Raw genomic sequence first — 15,651 nt, forward strand, 5'->3', positions numbered from 1 at the left:
GCCGCTGCATGACGGGAGCGGGGCGGGGTAAGGGGCGCGCTCGCCGTGCGCGTCCTGCGGCCGCCGGGGAGACTTGGCCTCTGGGAGCCGTCACCCGGCCGTACGAGGAGGTGGTCGGCGTGTCCGACGGGCAACCGTCCGCCCAGGCGCCCGCGACGGGCAGGACCCGCGTCGGCCGCCCGCTGCTGTCGCTCGCCCTGGCGTCGATGATGGACGACGTGCACGCGCACTCCGGCGCCGTCTACCTGCGCGCCGCGCAGGAGCCGGTGCTGGAGATGGCGGTGATGGCGGGGCTGCCCCGGGCCTTCGCCGCCCCCTGGGAGCGGGTGGGGCTGAGCGCGCCGATCCCGGTCGCCGACGCGGCACGCGAACGGCGCCTGGTGTGGATCGGCGGCGAGGAGGAGATGGCCCGCAGGTATCCGCGGATCGCCGTCGTCCTGCCGTACCCCTTCGCCCTGGCGGCGCTGCCGGTGGCCACCGACTCCACCACGTACGGCGCGGTCTTCGTGACCTGGCCCGGCTCGCACCCGCCGGAGCTGTCGGCGCGGGAGCGCACCCATCTGACCGCCGCCTGCGAACGGCTCGCCGCCCGGCTGGCCCGAGCGCTGGAGGACAGCGTCCCGCTGCTGCCCGAGCACGACCTGATCGCGGCGCCCACCCTGTCCGGCGCGGCCGGCACGCTCGGCACGGTGGAGTCGGCGCGGATGGTGGCGCGGCTGCCGTACGGCATGTGCTCGCTCGATCTGCACGGCCGGATCGCCTTCGCCAACCCCGCGGCCGCCGAGCTGATCGGCGTACCGGTGAGCGAGCTGCTCGGCACCCAGCTGTGGGCGTCGGTGCCCTGGCTGAACGACCCGGTGTACGAGGACCGCTACCGGGCCGCGCTGATGAGCCAGCAGACCACGTCCTTCGTGGCGCTGCGCCCCCCGGGCGACTGGCTGTCGTTCCGGCTGTACCCCAGCACGACCGGCCTGAGCGTCCGCATCACGCGGGCCAGGGCGGTGGCCGAGATGAACCGCTCGCCCCGGCCGGCCGGGGCGACGCCGTCCCGGCTGGTGACGATCTCCCAGGTCCTCAATCTGACCGGCGCCCTCACGGAGGCGGTGAGCGTGCAGGACGTCGTGCAGCTGGTGGCGGACGAGATCGCGCCGGCCGTCGGCAGCCAGGCCCTGGTGGTGTTCGCCCCGCGCGCGGACCGGCTGCGGGTGCTGGGCCACCGCGGCTATCCCGACCCGCGGGTGGTGGAGCGGTTCGACGGGATGGCGCGCGGCGAGAAGACCCCGGGCAACCATGTGCTGACCACGGGGGTGCCGGCCTTCTTCGAGGACCGGCAGCAGTTGGAACGCCTCTATCCGGCCCGCGAGGCCACCCCGGACGGCTTCGCGGCCTGGGCGTATCTACCGCTCATCGCCTCCGGCCGGCCGGTGGGCACCCTCGTGCTGGCCTTCGACCGTCCGCACGGCTTCCCCGCGGACGAGCGGGCGGTGCTGACGAGCCTCGGCGGTCTGGTCGCCCAGGCGCTGGAACGGGCCCTTCTCTACGACGCCAAGCACCATCTCGCCCACGGTCTCCAGGCGGCGCTGCTGCCGAACACCCTGCCGCCGCTGCCCGGCATCGAGGCGGCGGCCCGCTATCTGCCGGCCACTCAGGGCATGGAGATCGGCGGGGACTTCTACGACCTGGTCCCGGCGCGGGGCCAGGCTGCGGCGGTCATCGGGGACGTGCAGGGCCACAATGTGACGGCCGCGGGCCTGATGGGCCAGATCCGTACGGCGGTGCGCGCGTACACGACGGTCGGGCAGCCGCCCGGGGAGGTGATGGGCAGCACCAACCAGCTGCTCATCGACCTGGGGGCCGATCTGTTCGCGAGCTGTCTGTATCTGCGGCTGGACCCGGACCGCGGCCGTGCGGTGATGGCCCGGGCGGGCCATCCGCCGCCGCTGCTGAAACGACCGGACGGGCGGGTGCGGGTGCTCGACCTGGCCGGGGGGCCGCTGCTGGGCATCGACGCGTCCGCGGTCTACCAGACGACGGAGGTCGACCTGGCGCCCGGCTCGGTGCTGGCCCTGTACACCGACGGGCTGATCGAGTCGCCGGGCACCGACATCGAGGACGCGGTCGCCGACCTCGGCGAGGTGCTGGCGGAGTGGGGGCATCTGCCCCTGGACGACCTGGCGGACCGCCTGGTGGAGTCCGGTACCAGGCCCGGCGGGCGGATCGACGACGTGGCGGTGCTGCTGCTGCGCGCCGAGGAGTGAACCGGCGCGTGCACGGACAGGGATGACCGGCCCTCCCGCCGAAGGGCCGGTCACCCGGACTGTGGGGACGCGTGGGGACGCGTGGGGTCAGGTCAGTGCGACTCGGTCACGCCGTACTCGTCCCCGGCACCCACGCCGGCGTCCTGGCCGGCGCCCGCGTCCTCGCCGCCGACCTCCTCGGCTCCGGCTTCCTCACCGCCGACCTCCTCACCGACGCCGGCCTCTTCACCGGCTTCCTCGCCCGCACCGGCCTCCTCGCCGGCGCCGCCCGCCGCGTCGCCCGCGCCCAGGGTCGCGCCGACCGCTTCCAGCGCGGTCGTGACCGGCTGGAAGAAGGTCTCGCCGCCCACCGTGCAGTCGCCGCTGCCGCCGGAGGTCAGGCCGATGGCCTGGCCGTCCTGGGTGAACAGCGAGCCGCCGCTGTCGCCGGGCTCGGCGCAGACGTTGGTCTGGATGAGCCCGGTGACCGTGCCCTCGGGGTAGTTCACGGTGGCGTCGAGACCGAGGACCTGACCGTCGCTCAGCCCGGTCGTGCTGCCCATCCGGAAGACCTGGAGGCCGACCGTCGCCTCGGCGGCCTGGTTGATCGGGACGATCTGGCCGCCGCCCACGTTGACGTCGCTCGGCGCCTCGGTGGCGGGGTCGTCGTACTTCACGAGTGCGAAGTCGCCCTCGCCGGGGAAGGTGGCCTGGTCGACGGTGGCGATCGGGGCGCCGCCCTGGGCGTCGGACCACTGTTCCGCGGCCACCCCGCAGTGACCCGCCGTCAGGAAGGCCGGGCTGCCGTCGCCGGCGGTGACGTTGAAACCGGCGGAGCAGCGGGCGCCCCCGGCGAAGATGGCGTCGCCGCCGGAGAGGAACGTCTTGAAGGTGCCCTCGGACTTCCTGATGGTCGCCATGCCGGAACCGAGGCTGTCCACGGTCGACTCCAGCTGGTCCCACTTGGCGCCGGTGACGGTGCTGTCGGCGGTGACCAGGATCTTGTTCGTCCGGGGGTCCACGGCCCAGGCGGTGCCGGGGATGGTCGCCTCGGACTTCAGGGTCTGCGCGCCGGCGGCGAGCGCGGGCAGGCTGTTCTCCACCTCGCGGACCTTCGCGCCCGCCTTCTTCGCCTGCACGATGACGTTGTTGTTGTCACCGGAGATCACGTTGACGACGAGCTGCTGGCTGCCGGCGTCGTAGTACGAGCCGGCGAAGGCCTCGCCGAGCAGACCGGCGAGCTGTGAGGCGAGGTCCGAGGCGTCCGCCGCCTTCAGGGTCCTGGGCGCCGCGGCGTCGTCCGAGGCGCCGTCCTGGGACGCGTTGGCGTTGGGCAGCAGGATCGCGGCGGCGCCGAGCGCCGCCACACCGCCCGCCGCTATCGCGGCCTTGCGCTTCGGCATTCGCTTGTGACTCAACCTTCTCGACCTCCTGGGGACGGGGACCGTGCCGCCGTGCGTGCGGCGGCTGTTCGGGGCGCCTGGATGGTCACTGGTACGCGCGCGGCGCTCGGTGTGTTCAATTCCGTTTGCTGGCGCGCGGATCGAAACGCCGATTCGGCCAGCAGCGGGGTTCCGGTGACGGGGGTGGGGACAATCCCCCCATGACGATGACCACCGCTGAAGCCGACAAGATCCTCGCCGACAACTTCGCCCCCTGGGTCCTCGAACTGGGTCTCACCGTGGAGGGCCTGGACGAGCACCGCGCCGTCCTGCGGCTGCCCTGGTCGGAGCGGCTGGCCCGGGAGGGGGGCGCGCTGTCGGGCCAGGCCCTGATGGCGGCCGCGGACACCGCCACGGTGATCGCGGTGTCGGCGGCCCGCGGGGGCTACGGACCGATGACGACCGTTCAGCAGTCGACCACCTTCCAGCGGGCGGTGTCCGGTTCGGATGTCCTGATCGAGGCGGTCGTCACCAAGCTGGGCCGCCGGACGGCGTTCACCGACATCACGGTGACCGACGGCGGCACGGGTGAGATCGCGGCCCACGCGAGCACGGTCTACGCACTTCTGGGCTAACACCCTGCGGAGTCGTCCGGACACGTTCCGTTGCACCCCGGGACCGGAATCCCGGCTTCAGGGAATCTGCACAGGGCATGCCCGAGCAGGTCACCCCGGACCGCACTCCCACACAAGCCGCTACCGCCGGTCACACCATTGGGGCGGGAGTGTCGCATTCGGCCCGCGCCCCGCAAGAGCGGGCGTGGGCCGATGCCGTGAGGCATGTGAAGAAGTCACCGGCAAGGCGTGTGCGCGCCTGCACCGAAGACCGCTTCAGCGGCACAAGTGCGCAGGTGGGGGCGGCGATTGATTGGAAGCGCGCGCTCGCCGCGTGCTTTGATCCATGGCACCGCGGGGGCCGCACACGGCACCCGGAGACGGGCGCCGGGCGCCCGCGGTCGCGGCATCCGTCTGTACCGGAGGGGGCCGCTCTCCCCCTTGAGAAATACCCATACGAAGGGAAGTTCCATCATGAACTCCACCCCCCAGGTTGAGACCGTCGAGATCTCCGACGCCGAGCTGGACAACGTCTCCGGCGGCCTCGCCGTGAACGCCCTCGGCACCGTCACCGGCCTGGTGGACGGGATCGCCCCGGTCTCCGGCCTGGTGGACACGGCCGTCGGCACCGTCGAGGGTGTCACCGGCCTGAACACCGCCCCGGTCACGAACCTGGTCGCCGGTCTCTGACCGCGCCCTTTCTGTGATGTCGAGTCCCGGAGCCGGTTCCCGGCTCCGGGACTCCTCGGATTCCGTACCGGCTTCCCCGCACAGGTGAGGGTCGACCCTTGCAGTTCCGCCAACAGGCCCTCAACAGGCTCCAGTCACCGGAGGAGCTCGATCTCCCGGTGCGGTTCGCCCGCCCCCAGGGCTGGCTCACGCTGTCCGTGACGGTCGTCGTCATGGCGGCGGCCTCGGTGTGGGCGGTGACCGGTTCGGTGGCCTCCACCGTCGGCGCGCCCGCCATCCTCACCCACGGACAGGGCAGTTACGTCCTCCAGAGCCCGGTCGCCGGGCAGGTCACGGCGGTCCTCGCCGAGCAGGGGCAGCGGCTGCCCGCCGACTCCCCCCTCCTGAAGGTCCGTACGGCCGAGGGCGAGACGGTGGTGCGGACGGTCGCCGCGGGACGGGTCACCGCGCTCGCCGCCACCATCGGCCAGATCATCTCCACCGGCGCGGACGTCGCCGCCGTGGAGAAGGTGACGCGCGCCTCGGACCCGCTGTACGCGACGGTGTACGTGCCCGCTCAGAACGCGGCCGCCATCCCCGAGAACGCCGCCGTCGACCTCACCGTCCAGTCGGTGCCCACCGAGGAGTACGGCGTGCTGCGCGGCCATGTGAAGTCGGTGGACCGAGGCGCCCAGTCCGCCCGGTCCATCGGCGCCTTCCTCGGGGACAGCCAGTTGGGCGAACAGTTCACCGAGGACGGCAGGCCGGTCGCGGTGCTGGTGCGGCTGGACAGGTCCCGGGGCACGAAGAGCGGCTACCGGTGGTCGTCCGCCGACGGTCCGCCCTTCGCCCTCACCTCCATGACCCTGGCCGAGGCCTCGGTCCGTCTGAGCGACGAGCGCCCCGTCGACTGGCTGCTGCCATGAGCGCCGCGCCGGAGACCCGGAGCCGGCGCCGCACCGCGCCGCCGAAGCGCCCGGTGCCCAAGGGCGGCGCGAAGACCGTCCGTACTCCCACCGTCCTGCAGATGGAGGCCGTCGAGTGCGGCGCCGCCTCCCTCGCCATGGTCCTCGGCCACTACGGCCGCCACGTCCCGCTGGAGGAGCTGCGCATCGCGTGCGGTGTCTCCCGGGACGGCTCGCGCGCCAGCAACCTCCTGAAGGCGGCCCGCAGTTACGGTCTGACGGCCAAGGGCATGCAGATGGACACGGCCGCCCTCGCCGGGGTGCGGACCCCGGCCGTGCTCTTCTGGGAGTTCAACCACTACGTCGTCTACGACGGCATGGGGCGCCGCCTCGGCCGCCGCGGGGTGTACGTCAACGACCCCGGCAAGGGCCGCCGCTTCGTGCCGATGGAGGACTTCGACGGCAGCTTCACCGGTGTGGTGCTGGTGATGGAGCCCGGCGAGGGGTTCAGCCGGGGCGGGCGCAGACCGGGCGTGCTCGGCGCCATGCCGGCCCGGCTGCGCGGCACTTCGGGCACGATGCCCGCCGCGGTGCTGGCGAGCCTGCTGCTGGTGCTGGTCGGCGCGGCGGTGCCCGCGCTCAGCCGCACCTACATCGACACGTTCCTGATCGGCGGTCAGACCTCCCTGCTGGGCGTGCTGTTCGCGTCGATGGGCGCGTCGGTGCTGCTCACGGTCGTGCTGACCTGGTTGCAGCAGGCGAACCTGCTGCGCGGCCGGCTCATCTCCTCCACCCTCTCCAGCGCCCGCTTCCTGCGGCACCTGCTGCGGCTCCCGGTCACCTTCTTCTCCCAGCGCAGCCCCGCCGACCTGGTCCAGCGGCTCCAGTCCAACGACGCGGTCGCCGAGACCCTGGCCCGCGATCTCGCGGCGGCGGGCGTGGACGCGGTGGTCGTCGTCCTGTACGCGCTGCTGCTCTACACCTACGACCCGCAGCTCACCGTCGTCGGCATCGGGGTGGCGCTGCTGAACATCGTGGCGATGCGCGTGGTGATCCGGCTGCGCGCCACCCGTACCGCCAAGCTGCGCGCGGACAGCGCCCGGCTCACCAACACCGCCTACACCGGGCTTCAGTTGATCGAGACGATGAAGGCGACCGGCGGCGAGGACGGCTACTTCCGCAAGTGGGCCGGGGAGCACGCCACCACGCTGGAGGAGCAGCAGCGCCTCGGGGTGCCGAGCGCCTGGCTGGGCGTGGTCGCGCCGACGCTCGCGACCCTGAACAGCGCGCTGATCCTGTGGATCGGCGGGATGCGGGCCGTCGAGGGACACATCTCCGTCGGTCTGCTGGTCGCCTTCCAGGCGCTGGTGACCCGCTTCACCGCCCCGCTGACCCGGCTCAACGGCGTGGCGGGCCGGATCCAGGACTTCGCCGCGGACGTGGCCCGGCTCAAGGACGTGGAGAACTTCCGCGCGGACCCGCTCTACGACCGTCCCGGCGGCGCCGACTCCACCCGCCGGCTGCACGGACACGTCGAGCTCCAGAACATCGCCTTCGGCTACAACCCCCTGGACAAGCCCCTGTTGACGGGTTTCGACCTGACCGTCGGGCCGGGGCAGCAGGTCGCCCTGGTCGGCGGCTCGGGCAGCGGCAAGTCCACCGTGTCCCGGATGATCTCCGGTCTGTACACGCCCTGGGAGGGCGTGATCCGCATCGACGGACAGCGGCTGGAGGACATTCCGCGCGGGGCCCTCGCGGCCTCCGTCTCCTTCGTCGACCAGGAGGTGTTCCTCTTCGAGGGCACGGTCCGGGACAACATCGCGCTGTGGGACCCCTCCGTCCCCGACGAGGCGGTGACCGAGGCCCTGCGGGACGCCGCCCTGTACGACACGATCATGCGCCGGCCCGGCGGGATCCGGAGCCGGGTGGAGCAGGACGGCCGCAACTTCTCCGGCGGCCAGCGTCAACGCCTGGAGATCGCGCGGGCGTTGGTGCGCAGGCCGTCCATCCTCGTGCTCGACGAGGTGACCAGCGCGCTGGACGCGGAGACCGAACTCGTCGTCATGGACAACCTGCGCCGGCGCGGCTGCGCCTGTGTGGTCATCGCGCACCGGCTGAGCACCGTCCGCGACAGCGACGAGATCGTCGTACTGGAGCACGGCTCGGTCGTGGAGCGGGGCCGGCACGAGGAACTCGTCGCGCGCGGCGGCGCGTACGCGGCGCTGGTCAGGGAGCGGTGAGATGACGTCCGTGCACGAGGGCGACCTGGTGCTGAACGCGATCGGCGGGCTCGGTTCGCGGGTCGACTGCGCCGGGTTCAACCGCCTGGACCTCGAAGGCCCGCAGGTGCTGTGGCTGGTCGCGTCCGGCGCGCTGGACCTGTTCGCGGTGGACGCCGAGCAGCAGGGGCACTGGCACCATCTGGGCCGGCTGGAAGCGGGTTCGCTGCTCCTCGGGCCGGTCGCGGGAGCGCGGCACACGCTGGTCGCGCGCCCGCTCAGGGACTGCGTGGTGCACCGGGTGGGACTGCGCGAGCTGTACCAGCCCGCCCCCACGGAGACCTGGTCCTACGACGAGTACGGCACCCCGCGGTACGTCCCGCCGACGAGCAGCCCGCTGGAGTACGCCCTCGCCCTCGGCGTCGGCCGCAGTCTGTCGGTCCTCTTCCAGGCGCCGACGGCGCACGAGCGGGCCGCCGAGCTGACCGACGACGACGTGCTGTGGATGCAGGTGCCGCCCGGCAGCGTGCAGTACGGCGCCCTGTACGGCCAGGAGGCGGCCGCCGATCTCCTGGTCGACCCGGCCCTGTGGCAGAGCATGGTGGATCAGCAGTACCGCCTGCTGACCACGCTGGACCGCTGGATCGAGCAGTTGGAGCGCACCCACGAGTCCCGGACCGCGGCGGGCATCAAGGCCGGCGAGGCGGTCCGCGCGCAGGCCGACCGGACCCTGCTGGCCTCGATCGGCAAGCGGTCGGGGCCGCGTGCCACCGCCGCCGACGCGGACGCCACGTACGCGGCCTGCCGGCTGGTCGCCGAGGCGGCCGGGATCGCGCTGACCGAGCCCGCGCGCGGCGGCGCCGGCGGCGACCGGCTCGACCCGGTCGAGCGGGTGGCGCTCGCCTCGCGGGTGCGGACCCGCGCCGTGCGTCTGGACGGGCGCTGGTGGCGGGAGAACGTCGGCCCGCTGGTGGGCCACCGGGCGCTGTCCGGGGCGCCGGTCGCGCTGCTGTGGCGGCGCGGCGGGTATGTCGCGGTGCATCCGGCGACCGGCCGGGAGACTCCGGTGGAGAAGGCCAACGCGGAGGAGTTCGAACCCCGTGCGGTGATGTTCTACCGGCCGCTGCCCGACCGTGCGCTCAGCCCGCTGCGGCTGCTCAGGTTCACTCTGCGCGGCACCTCGGGAGATCTGACGAACCTGCTGCTCAGCGGCTTGGTGACGGTCGCGATCGGGGCGCTGGTGCCGATCGCGACGGGCAAGGTGCTCGGCGAGTTCGTGCCGAGGGCGCAGACCGGCCCGATCGCGCAGGTGTGTCTCGCGGTGATGATCGGCGGTGTGGTGGCCGCGGCCTTCCTGCTGCTCCAGAACCTGACCGTGCTGCGGCTGGAGGGCCGGATCGAGGCGACCCTCCAGCCGGCCGTCTGGGACCGGCTGCTGCGGCTGCCGACGCAGTTCTTCACCGAGCGTTCCACCGGTGAGCTGGCGAGCGCGGCCATGGGCGTCAGCGCGATCCGCCGGCTGCTGGCCGGGGTCGGCCCCACGGTGGCCCAGGCGGTGACCGTGGGCGCGGTGAACCTGGGCCTGCTGCTGTGGTTCAGCGTGCCGATGGCGCTCGCGGCGATCGGGATGCTGGTGCTCGTCGCGCTGGTGTTCCTCGGGCTCGGGCTGTGGCAGGTGCGCTGGCAGCGGCGTCTGGTGGTGCTCGGCAACAAGCTGAACAACCAGGCGTTCCAGACCCTGCGCGGACTGCCCAAACTGCGGGTGGCGGCGGCCGAGAACTACGCGTACGCCGCCTGGGCCGCGCAGTTCGCGCGGAGCCGGGAACTGCAGCGCGGGGTCGGCCGGATCAAGAACCTGAGCGCGGTGCTGGGCGCGGTGTACCTGCCGGTGTGCACTCTGCTGATGTTCATGCTGCTGGCGGGCCCGGCGCGCGGTTCGATGTCGGCGGCGGCGTTCCTCACCTTCAACACCTCGGTGACGATGCTGCTGACCTCCGTCACCCAGCTCACCGGCGCGCTGGTGTCGGTGGTGGCCGCGCTGCCGCTGTTCGAGGAGATCAAGCCGGTGCTGGAGGCCGCCCCGGAGGTCCGCGCGGCGAGCACCCGCCCCGGCCCGCTGACCGGGGCGATCGAGGCCCGCCGGCTGTCCTTCCGCTACAGCGACGACGGGCCCCTCGTCCTGGACGACGTGTCCTTCGCCGTCCGCGAGGGCGAGTTCGTGGCGGTCGTCGGCCCGAGCGGCTGCGGCAAGTCGACCCTGCTGCGCCTGCTGATCGGCTTCGACCGGCCGGTCTCGGGCAGCGTCCTCTACGACGGCCAGGACCTGGCCGCCCTGGACCGGTCGGCCGTGCGCCGCCAGTGCGGGGTGGTGCTCCAGCACGCGCAGCCGTTCACCGGCTCGATCCTCGACGTCATCTGCGGCACCGAGCCCTACACCCCGGAGGAGGCGATGGCCGCCGCCGCGCTGGCGGGGCTGGCCGAGGACATCGAGCGCATGCCGATGGGCCTGCACACCATCGTCTCCGGCAGCGGCGCCGTCTCCGGGGGCCAGCGCCAGCGGCTGATGATCGCCCAGGCGCTGATCCGCAGGCCCCGCATCCTCTTCTTCGACGAGGCGACGAGCGCGCTGGACAACGAGACGCAGCGCACGGTGATCGAGAGCACGAAGGCGCTGAACGCGACCAGGATCGTGATCGCGCACCGGCTGTCGACCGTGCTGGACGCGGACCGGGTGATCGTGATGGAGGACGGGAAGGTGGCCCAGGTCGGGTCGCCGGCCGAGCTGCTGGCGGACGCCGGGGGGCGGCTGCACGAGCTGGTGCGGCGCCAGCTGGCCTGAGCCCTGGGCGGGGCTCGGGGCGGGGCTCGGGGTGTGAACCCGCGCACAGCGCTAACGAAACTTTGCCGTTTCGCTGGAGCTGCTCTAATCTCGATGTGTACGAAACCGTTTCGTTCAGGCGCCCCCTCCGCGGCGAGGCCCGAACGACGTTCCCTGGAGTGGTTTCCCCATGTCCCAGAAGACCCTGACCGACAGCGCCCCCGGGCGCGCCACCGAGGAGTCGCCGAACTCCTCGGCCAAGCGGTGGTGGATCCTCGCGGTCGTCGGGCTGGCCCAGCTGATGGTGGTGCTGGACGCCACCATCGTGAACATCGCCCTCCCCTCGGCCCAGGCCGACCTCGGCTTCTCCGACGGCAACCGGCAGTGGATCGTCACCGCGTACGCGCTGGCGTTCGCCTCGCTCCTGCTGCTCGGCGGGCGTCTCGCGGACCTCTTCGGCCGCAAGCCCGTCTTCCTGATCGGCGTCCTAGGCTTCGCCGCGGCCTCCGCGCTCGGCGGCGCCGCCACCAGCTTCGAGATGCTGGTCGTCGCGCGGGCCCTCCAGGGTGTCTTCGGCGCCCTCCTCGCGCCGGCCGCGCTCTCCCTGCTGAACACCACGTTCACCGACGCACGCGAACGCGCCAAGGCGTTCAGCGTGTACGGCGCCATCGCCGGCGCGGGCGGCGCGGTGGGCCTGCTGCTCGGCGGGCTGCTGACCGACGCCCTGGACTGGCGCTGGACCCTCTACGTCAACGTGCCGATCGCGCTGGTCGCGCTGGCCGGCGGCTGGCTGCTGCTGTCGAACCACCGGGACGCCGCGAACTCCAAGCTGGACGTGCCGGGCACGGTCCTGGTCGCCGCCGGTCTGTTCGCCGTCGTCTACGGCTTCTCCAATGCCGAGAGCCACGACTGGGGCTCCCCGCTGACCTGGGGCTTCCTCTTCGCCGGCGGTGTGCTGCTGGCCGCGTTCGCCTGGTGGCAGACCCGGGCCGCCCACCCCCTGCTGCCGCTGCGCATCCTGCTCGACCGCAACCGCGCGGCCTCCTTCCTCACGGTGCTGCTCACCGGCGCGGGCATGTTCGGCGTCTTCCTCTTCCTCACCTACTACCTCCAGCTCAACCTCGGCTTCAGCCCGACGAAGACCGGTGTCGCCTTCCTGCCGATGGTCGGCGCGCTGATGGTCGCGGCCCAGCTGGGCACCACCGTGCTGGTGCCGCGCTTCGGCCCGCGGATCGTGCTCCCGCTGGGCTTCGCCATCGCCACCGGCGGCATGGCCTGGCTGTCCGGGATCGGCGTCGGCTCGGACTACCTGACCGCGGTGCTGCCCCCGCTGATCGTCATCGGCGCCGGCCTCGGCATGGTGATGCCGCCCGCGATGCAGCTGGCCACCGGCGGGGTGGCGGCCGAGGACGCGGGAGTCGCCTCCGCGACCGTCAACGCCATGCAGCAGGTGGGCGGTTCGATCGGCACGGCACTGCTCAGCACGCTCGCCGCGAGCGCCGCGACGGACTACCTGGCCGGTCACGACGCGACCAGCCCGGCCGTGCGGGCGCAGGCCACGATCGAGAGCTACACCACCGCGTTCTGGTGGTCGGCCGGCCTGTTCGCGGCCGGCGCGGTGATCTCCTTCTTCCTCTTCCGCCCCGGCGTGCCGGAGCAGGACGCCGACGCCGCACCGGTCGTCCACATGTGACGGTCCCGTCGCACCGGGACCCGACGAGGGGCCGCCGTCCTCAGGGAGACGGCGGCCCCTCGTCGTGCCGGTGCGGCACTGGCCGGATTTCGGCGGGATCCGGCCTTCGGTGAAGCGTTGTCAGTTCACTCGGACCGGAAACGGGTACCGCCCGGCCATGCGAATCAGCGTGGTGGATGTCGGATCGAACACGGTCAGACTGGTGGTCGCGGACGCCCGGGACGGGGTTCCGCTGCCGGTGCACACCGCCAAGTGGCGGCTGCGCCTGTCCGCGGACGTCCGGCCGGGGGACGCCGTACCGGAGGAGGCCGTCGAACGGCTGGTGGACGCGGTCGGGGAGGCGAGCCGGACGGCCGCGCGGTGGCGCGCCGCCGACCCGGTCGCCTTCGCCACCGCCGTGGTGCGGGCCGCGCCGAACCGGGACGAGGTGCTGGGCGCGGTCCGGGCGCGGACCGAGGTGGACCTGTGCACGCTGCCGGGCGAGCTGGAGGCCGAGCTGACCTTCCTCGCGGCACGGCGGTGGATGGGATGGCGGTGCGGGCCGCTGGCCCTGCTGGACATCGGGGGCGGCTCCCTGGAGGTGGCCTTCGGCAGGGGCCGGCTGCCGGACTTCGCGGCGTCGCTGCCGCTCGGGGCGGGCCGGCTGACCCATGAGTTCTTCGCGGGCGAGGACCCTCCCTCGCCGGAGCGGATGCGGGCGCTGCGCCGCAGCGTGCGCCATCAGCTGCGGGACGCGGCGGCGCGGATCCGCTGGGAGGGACCGCGTACGGCGGTGGCGACGTCCCGGACCTTCCAGCAGCTCGGCCGCCTGTGCGGGGCGGCGCCGGGGCGCCACGGCCCGTTCACCGAACGGCTGCTGCACCGGGACGACCTGCGGCTGGCCGTGGACCGGCTGGCCGCGCTGCCCGCCGCGGAACGCGCCCGGCTGCCCGGCATCTCCGCCCCGCGCGCCGCGCAGAGCCTGGCCGGCGCGATCATCGCGCACACGGCGATGAAGCTGACCGGGCTGACGGAGGTCACCGTCTGCCCCTGGGCGATCCGCGAGGGGATCCTGCTGCGGCACATCGAGGACGGCCCGTCCTGGTGGGCGCGGGCGGCCCGCGCCGACGAGTCCGCCCCGCCGCACGAACCCGCGCCGCTGCGCCTCGCGGGCGTCGGCGGCTGAACGAGCGCCCCGGGCCGTGTCCGGCCCTCCGGGAAGGGCCGGACACGGCAGCGATGAGTTTCGGTGACGGGCACGGTCCAAGTTCCGGAAGCCGTCCTCGCCGGCCGGGTGCCGCCCTGCGGGGCGGGCCGGCCGGTGCGAGGGTGGCTGAGACGGACCTCCGAAAGGGAAAGCTCATGATCACCACCGACCCGGTCCCCGGCGTCCCCTGCTGGATCGATCTCGGCACGCCCGACGTACCGGCCGCTGCGGCCTTCTACGGCGCCGTGCTGGGCTGGACGTACGAGCCCATGCAGGGCGAGGCGACGGACGGCGAGGAGATGGAAGGCGGGATGTTCAAGCGCGACGGCAAGACCGTCGCGGGGCTCGGCAAGCTCACCGAGGAGGGTGCGCGGTCGGCCTGGATGATCTACTACAACGTCGCCGACGCCGACGCCACCACCCAGGCGGTCGAAAAGGCCGGCGGCACGGTGCGGGTGGCCCCGCGCGACCTCGGCGAGTGGGGCCGGATGGCCCAGTACAACGACTCGCTCGGCGGTCAGTTCGCGGTCTGGCAGCCGGGCACCGACGCCGGCATGGAGGTCGTGGACCGGCCGGGCTCGCTGTCCTGGACGGAGCTGTACACGACCGACGCCGACGCCGCGAGGAAGTTCTACACCGAGGTCTTCGGCTGGTGGTACGGCGAGGTTCCGCTGCCCGGCGACGCCGGGGCGTATGCCCTGATCACGCCGGCGGGACTGCCCGCGGAGCGGATGCAGGGCGGCATCATGGCGATGCCCAAGGAGTACCTCTCCCTCAATGGAGGGACCCCGTACTGGCACCCGGTCTTCGACGTGGAGGACTGCGACGCGGCCGTCGCCCGGGTCGTCGAGAACGGCGGCACCGTCCAGATGCCGCCCGAGGACTCCGAGGACGTGGGCCGGCTCTCCGTCTGCGTCGACCCGGCGGGCGCCGACTTCGTGGTGCTCAAGCCCGTGGCCCGCTAGCGGGCCCGGGGCCCGAGTACGAGGTACCGACCGGGCGGCCCCACTCCGCCCGGCCGGTCCTCGGTACGAGATCACCGGCTCCGCGACAGGACTCGCACTCCCCAGCTACGCGTCACTGCTCTTGTTCACGGTTGCCGTGCGATCCCGGTCCCTCAGAACGCGAACACACTCGCTCCGAGGGAGCTCTTGACGCACTCGTTGGAGAAGGTCCGCTCGTAGGAGACCCGTTCTCCGCGCCAGACGCCCGCGACGGTGACCACCACGGGGTTGTACTCCCTGGTGCACAGGACTCCGCTGTCGGCCGTGAGCGCGTCGAAGTCGCCCTGCGCGGTGCGCAGGTCCGCGCAGGCCGCCGCGGCCGCCGGGTGCGTGCCGGAGGCCGAGGGCGCGCAGACGAGGGTGACGGCGCGTTCCGGCGCGGCGAGCGCCGCGCTCTCACCGTGGCCCGTGGTGAGGACCAGCGCCGAGGGGGCGTAGAGAGAGGCGGGCGCGTTTCCGGGGGCCGCGGGGGCGGCCGAGGCGAGGGGGCCGAAGACGGCTGCCGCCGTCAGGCCGAGGGTCGCTGCCCAGCGCGCGGTGTTCCGCATTGTGTGCATCCTTCCGCTCGAATCGGGGGTGTGCCGGCGCTCGCCCGATCGGGTCGGCAACCGGCGACGGCGAGTCTGCCGAGTCCGCCGCCGGAACACACATCGGACCCACAGGTTTCAGTAACATTGCGTATTGAAACAGTGGCGTGAAGTAACGGAGTTCGAACGTTCCAACCCCGTGGCTGGGCGATTCTTGATCGCCCGAAGCAGCCAAGTGGCCTGTTTACATGTGCTCCGCAATCGGCCTGAAACATTCCGATTCCGGTCCGGTTCGATCCCTCCGTGGCCCCTGTTGTTCATGTTCGAGCCCGTCGACGGTCACCGGGCGAGCGCCGTCCCGGCCCTCCGGGCCCGCCCCATCGGTGGAGGAATCATC

General features: G+C 72.9%; 11 protein-coding genes. 9 read left to right on the top strand and 2 right to left on the bottom strand.

Annotation, left to right across the window (positions count from 1 at the left end):
- Window positions 1–110 precede the first annotated feature (110 nt).
- The gene (locus AB0E07_RS17035) at window positions 111–2,258 is read left to right on the top strand and encodes a SpoIIE family protein phosphatase (protein ID WP_362251773.1); all 2,148 of its coding nucleotides are present in this window, start codon (window positions 111–113) and stop codon (window positions 2,256–2,258) included.
- A gap of 92 nt (window positions 2,259–2,350) precedes the next feature.
- Here AB0E07_RS17035 and AB0E07_RS17040 read toward each other — a convergent pair whose 3' ends face one another.
- Window positions 2,351–3,655 (bottom strand): S1 family peptidase, encoded by a 1,305-nt coding sequence (locus tag AB0E07_RS17040; RefSeq protein ID WP_362251776.1) that lies wholly within the window; start codon window positions 3,653–3,655, stop codon window positions 2,351–2,353.
- A 185-nt stretch (window positions 3,656–3,840) separates the two neighbouring features.
- Here AB0E07_RS17040 and AB0E07_RS17045 point away from each other — a divergent pair, with 185 nt between their 5' ends.
- The 8 genes from AB0E07_RS17045 to AB0E07_RS17080 all read left to right on the top strand — a co-directional run bounded on the left by AB0E07_RS17045 (window position 3,841) and on the right by AB0E07_RS17080 (window position 14,688).
- A complete protein-coding gene (locus tag AB0E07_RS17045) occupies window positions 3,841–4,254 on the top strand; it encodes a PaaI family thioesterase (protein WP_362251779.1) in 414 nt (137 codons plus the stop codon).
- 453 nt (window positions 4,255–4,707) lie between these two features.
- A complete protein-coding gene (locus tag AB0E07_RS17050; RefSeq protein WP_362251782.1) occupies window positions 4,708–4,923 on the top strand; it encodes a type A2 lantipeptide in 216 nt (71 codons plus the stop codon).
- A gap of 98 nt (window positions 4,924–5,021) precedes the next feature.
- The gene (locus AB0E07_RS17055; protein ID WP_362251786.1) at window positions 5,022–5,828 is read left to right on the top strand and encodes an HlyD family efflux transporter periplasmic adaptor subunit; all 807 of its coding nucleotides are present in this window, start codon (window positions 5,022–5,024) and stop codon (window positions 5,826–5,828) included.
- A complete protein-coding gene (locus AB0E07_RS17060; RefSeq protein WP_362251789.1) occupies window positions 5,825–8,047 on the top strand; it encodes an NHLP family bacteriocin export ABC transporter peptidase/permease/ATPase subunit in 2,223 nt (740 codons plus the stop codon). Before AB0E07_RS17055 ends, AB0E07_RS17060 begins: the two co-directional genes overlap by 4 nt.
- Window position 8,048: 1 nt before the next feature.
- Window positions 8,049–10,865: an NHLP bacteriocin export ABC transporter permease/ATPase subunit gene (locus AB0E07_RS17065; RefSeq protein ID WP_362251791.1), complete on the top strand. Its 2,817-nt coding sequence runs from the start codon at window positions 8,049–8,051 to the stop codon at window positions 10,863–10,865.
- A gap of 169 nt (window positions 10,866–11,034) precedes the next feature.
- Window positions 11,035–12,537, top strand: a complete 1,503-nt coding sequence (locus tag AB0E07_RS17070; protein WP_362251793.1) for an MFS transporter — start codon at window positions 11,035–11,037, stop codon at window positions 12,535–12,537.
- A gap of 157 nt (window positions 12,538–12,694) precedes the next feature.
- Window positions 12,695–13,702, top strand: a complete 1,008-nt coding sequence (locus AB0E07_RS17075; protein ID WP_362251795.1) for a Ppx/GppA family phosphatase — start codon at window positions 12,695–12,697, stop codon at window positions 13,700–13,702.
- Between the two features lie 176 nt (window positions 13,703–13,878).
- Window positions 13,879–14,688 (top strand): VOC family protein, encoded by an 810-nt coding sequence (locus AB0E07_RS17080; RefSeq protein ID WP_362251797.1) that lies wholly within the window; start codon window positions 13,879–13,881, stop codon window positions 14,686–14,688.
- Between the two features lie 152 nt (window positions 14,689–14,840).
- Here AB0E07_RS17080 and AB0E07_RS17085 read toward each other — a convergent pair whose 3' ends face one another.
- Window positions 14,841–15,275, bottom strand: coding sequence for a subtilase-type protease inhibitor (locus AB0E07_RS17085; RefSeq protein ID WP_362251800.1), 435 nt, complete (start codon window positions 15,273–15,275; stop codon window positions 14,841–14,843).
- Window positions 15,276–15,651 lie beyond the last annotated feature (376 nt).

The organism is Streptomyces sp. NPDC048002, assembly GCF_040653275.1.
In the GTDB taxonomy this organism is placed as follows: Bacteria; Actinomycetota; Actinomycetes; order Streptomycetales; family Streptomycetaceae; genus Streptomyces.

What these genes read in the sequence shown, in the direction of transcription:
- AB0E07_RS17045 (WP_362251779.1), top strand. Translation starts at nt 3,841, where the DNA reads ATGACGATGACCACCGCTGAAGCCGACAAGATCCTCGCCGACAACTTC.
- AB0E07_RS17050 (WP_362251782.1), top strand. Translation starts at nt 4,708, where the DNA reads ATGAACTCCACCCCCCAGGTTGAGACCGTCGAGATCTCCGACGCCGAG.
- AB0E07_RS17060 (WP_362251789.1), top strand. Translation starts at nt 5,825, where the DNA reads ATGAGCGCCGCGCCGGAGACCCGGAGCCGGCGCCGCACCGCGCCGCCG.
- AB0E07_RS17065 (WP_362251791.1), top strand. Translation starts at nt 8,049, where the DNA reads ATGACGTCCGTGCACGAGGGCGACCTGGTGCTGAACGCGATCGGCGGG.
- AB0E07_RS17070 (WP_362251793.1), top strand. Translation starts at nt 11,035, where the DNA reads ATGTCCCAGAAGACCCTGACCGACAGCGCCCCCGGGCGCGCCACCGAG.
- AB0E07_RS17075 (WP_362251795.1), top strand. Translation starts at nt 12,695, where the DNA reads ATGCGAATCAGCGTGGTGGATGTCGGATCGAACACGGTCAGACTGGTG.
- AB0E07_RS17080 (WP_362251797.1), top strand. Translation starts at nt 13,879, where the DNA reads ATGATCACCACCGACCCGGTCCCCGGCGTCCCCTGCTGGATCGATCTC.
- AB0E07_RS17085 (WP_362251800.1), bottom strand. Translation starts at nt 15,275, where the DNA reads ATGCGGAACACCGCGCGCTGGGCAGCGACCCTCGGCCTGACGGCGGCA.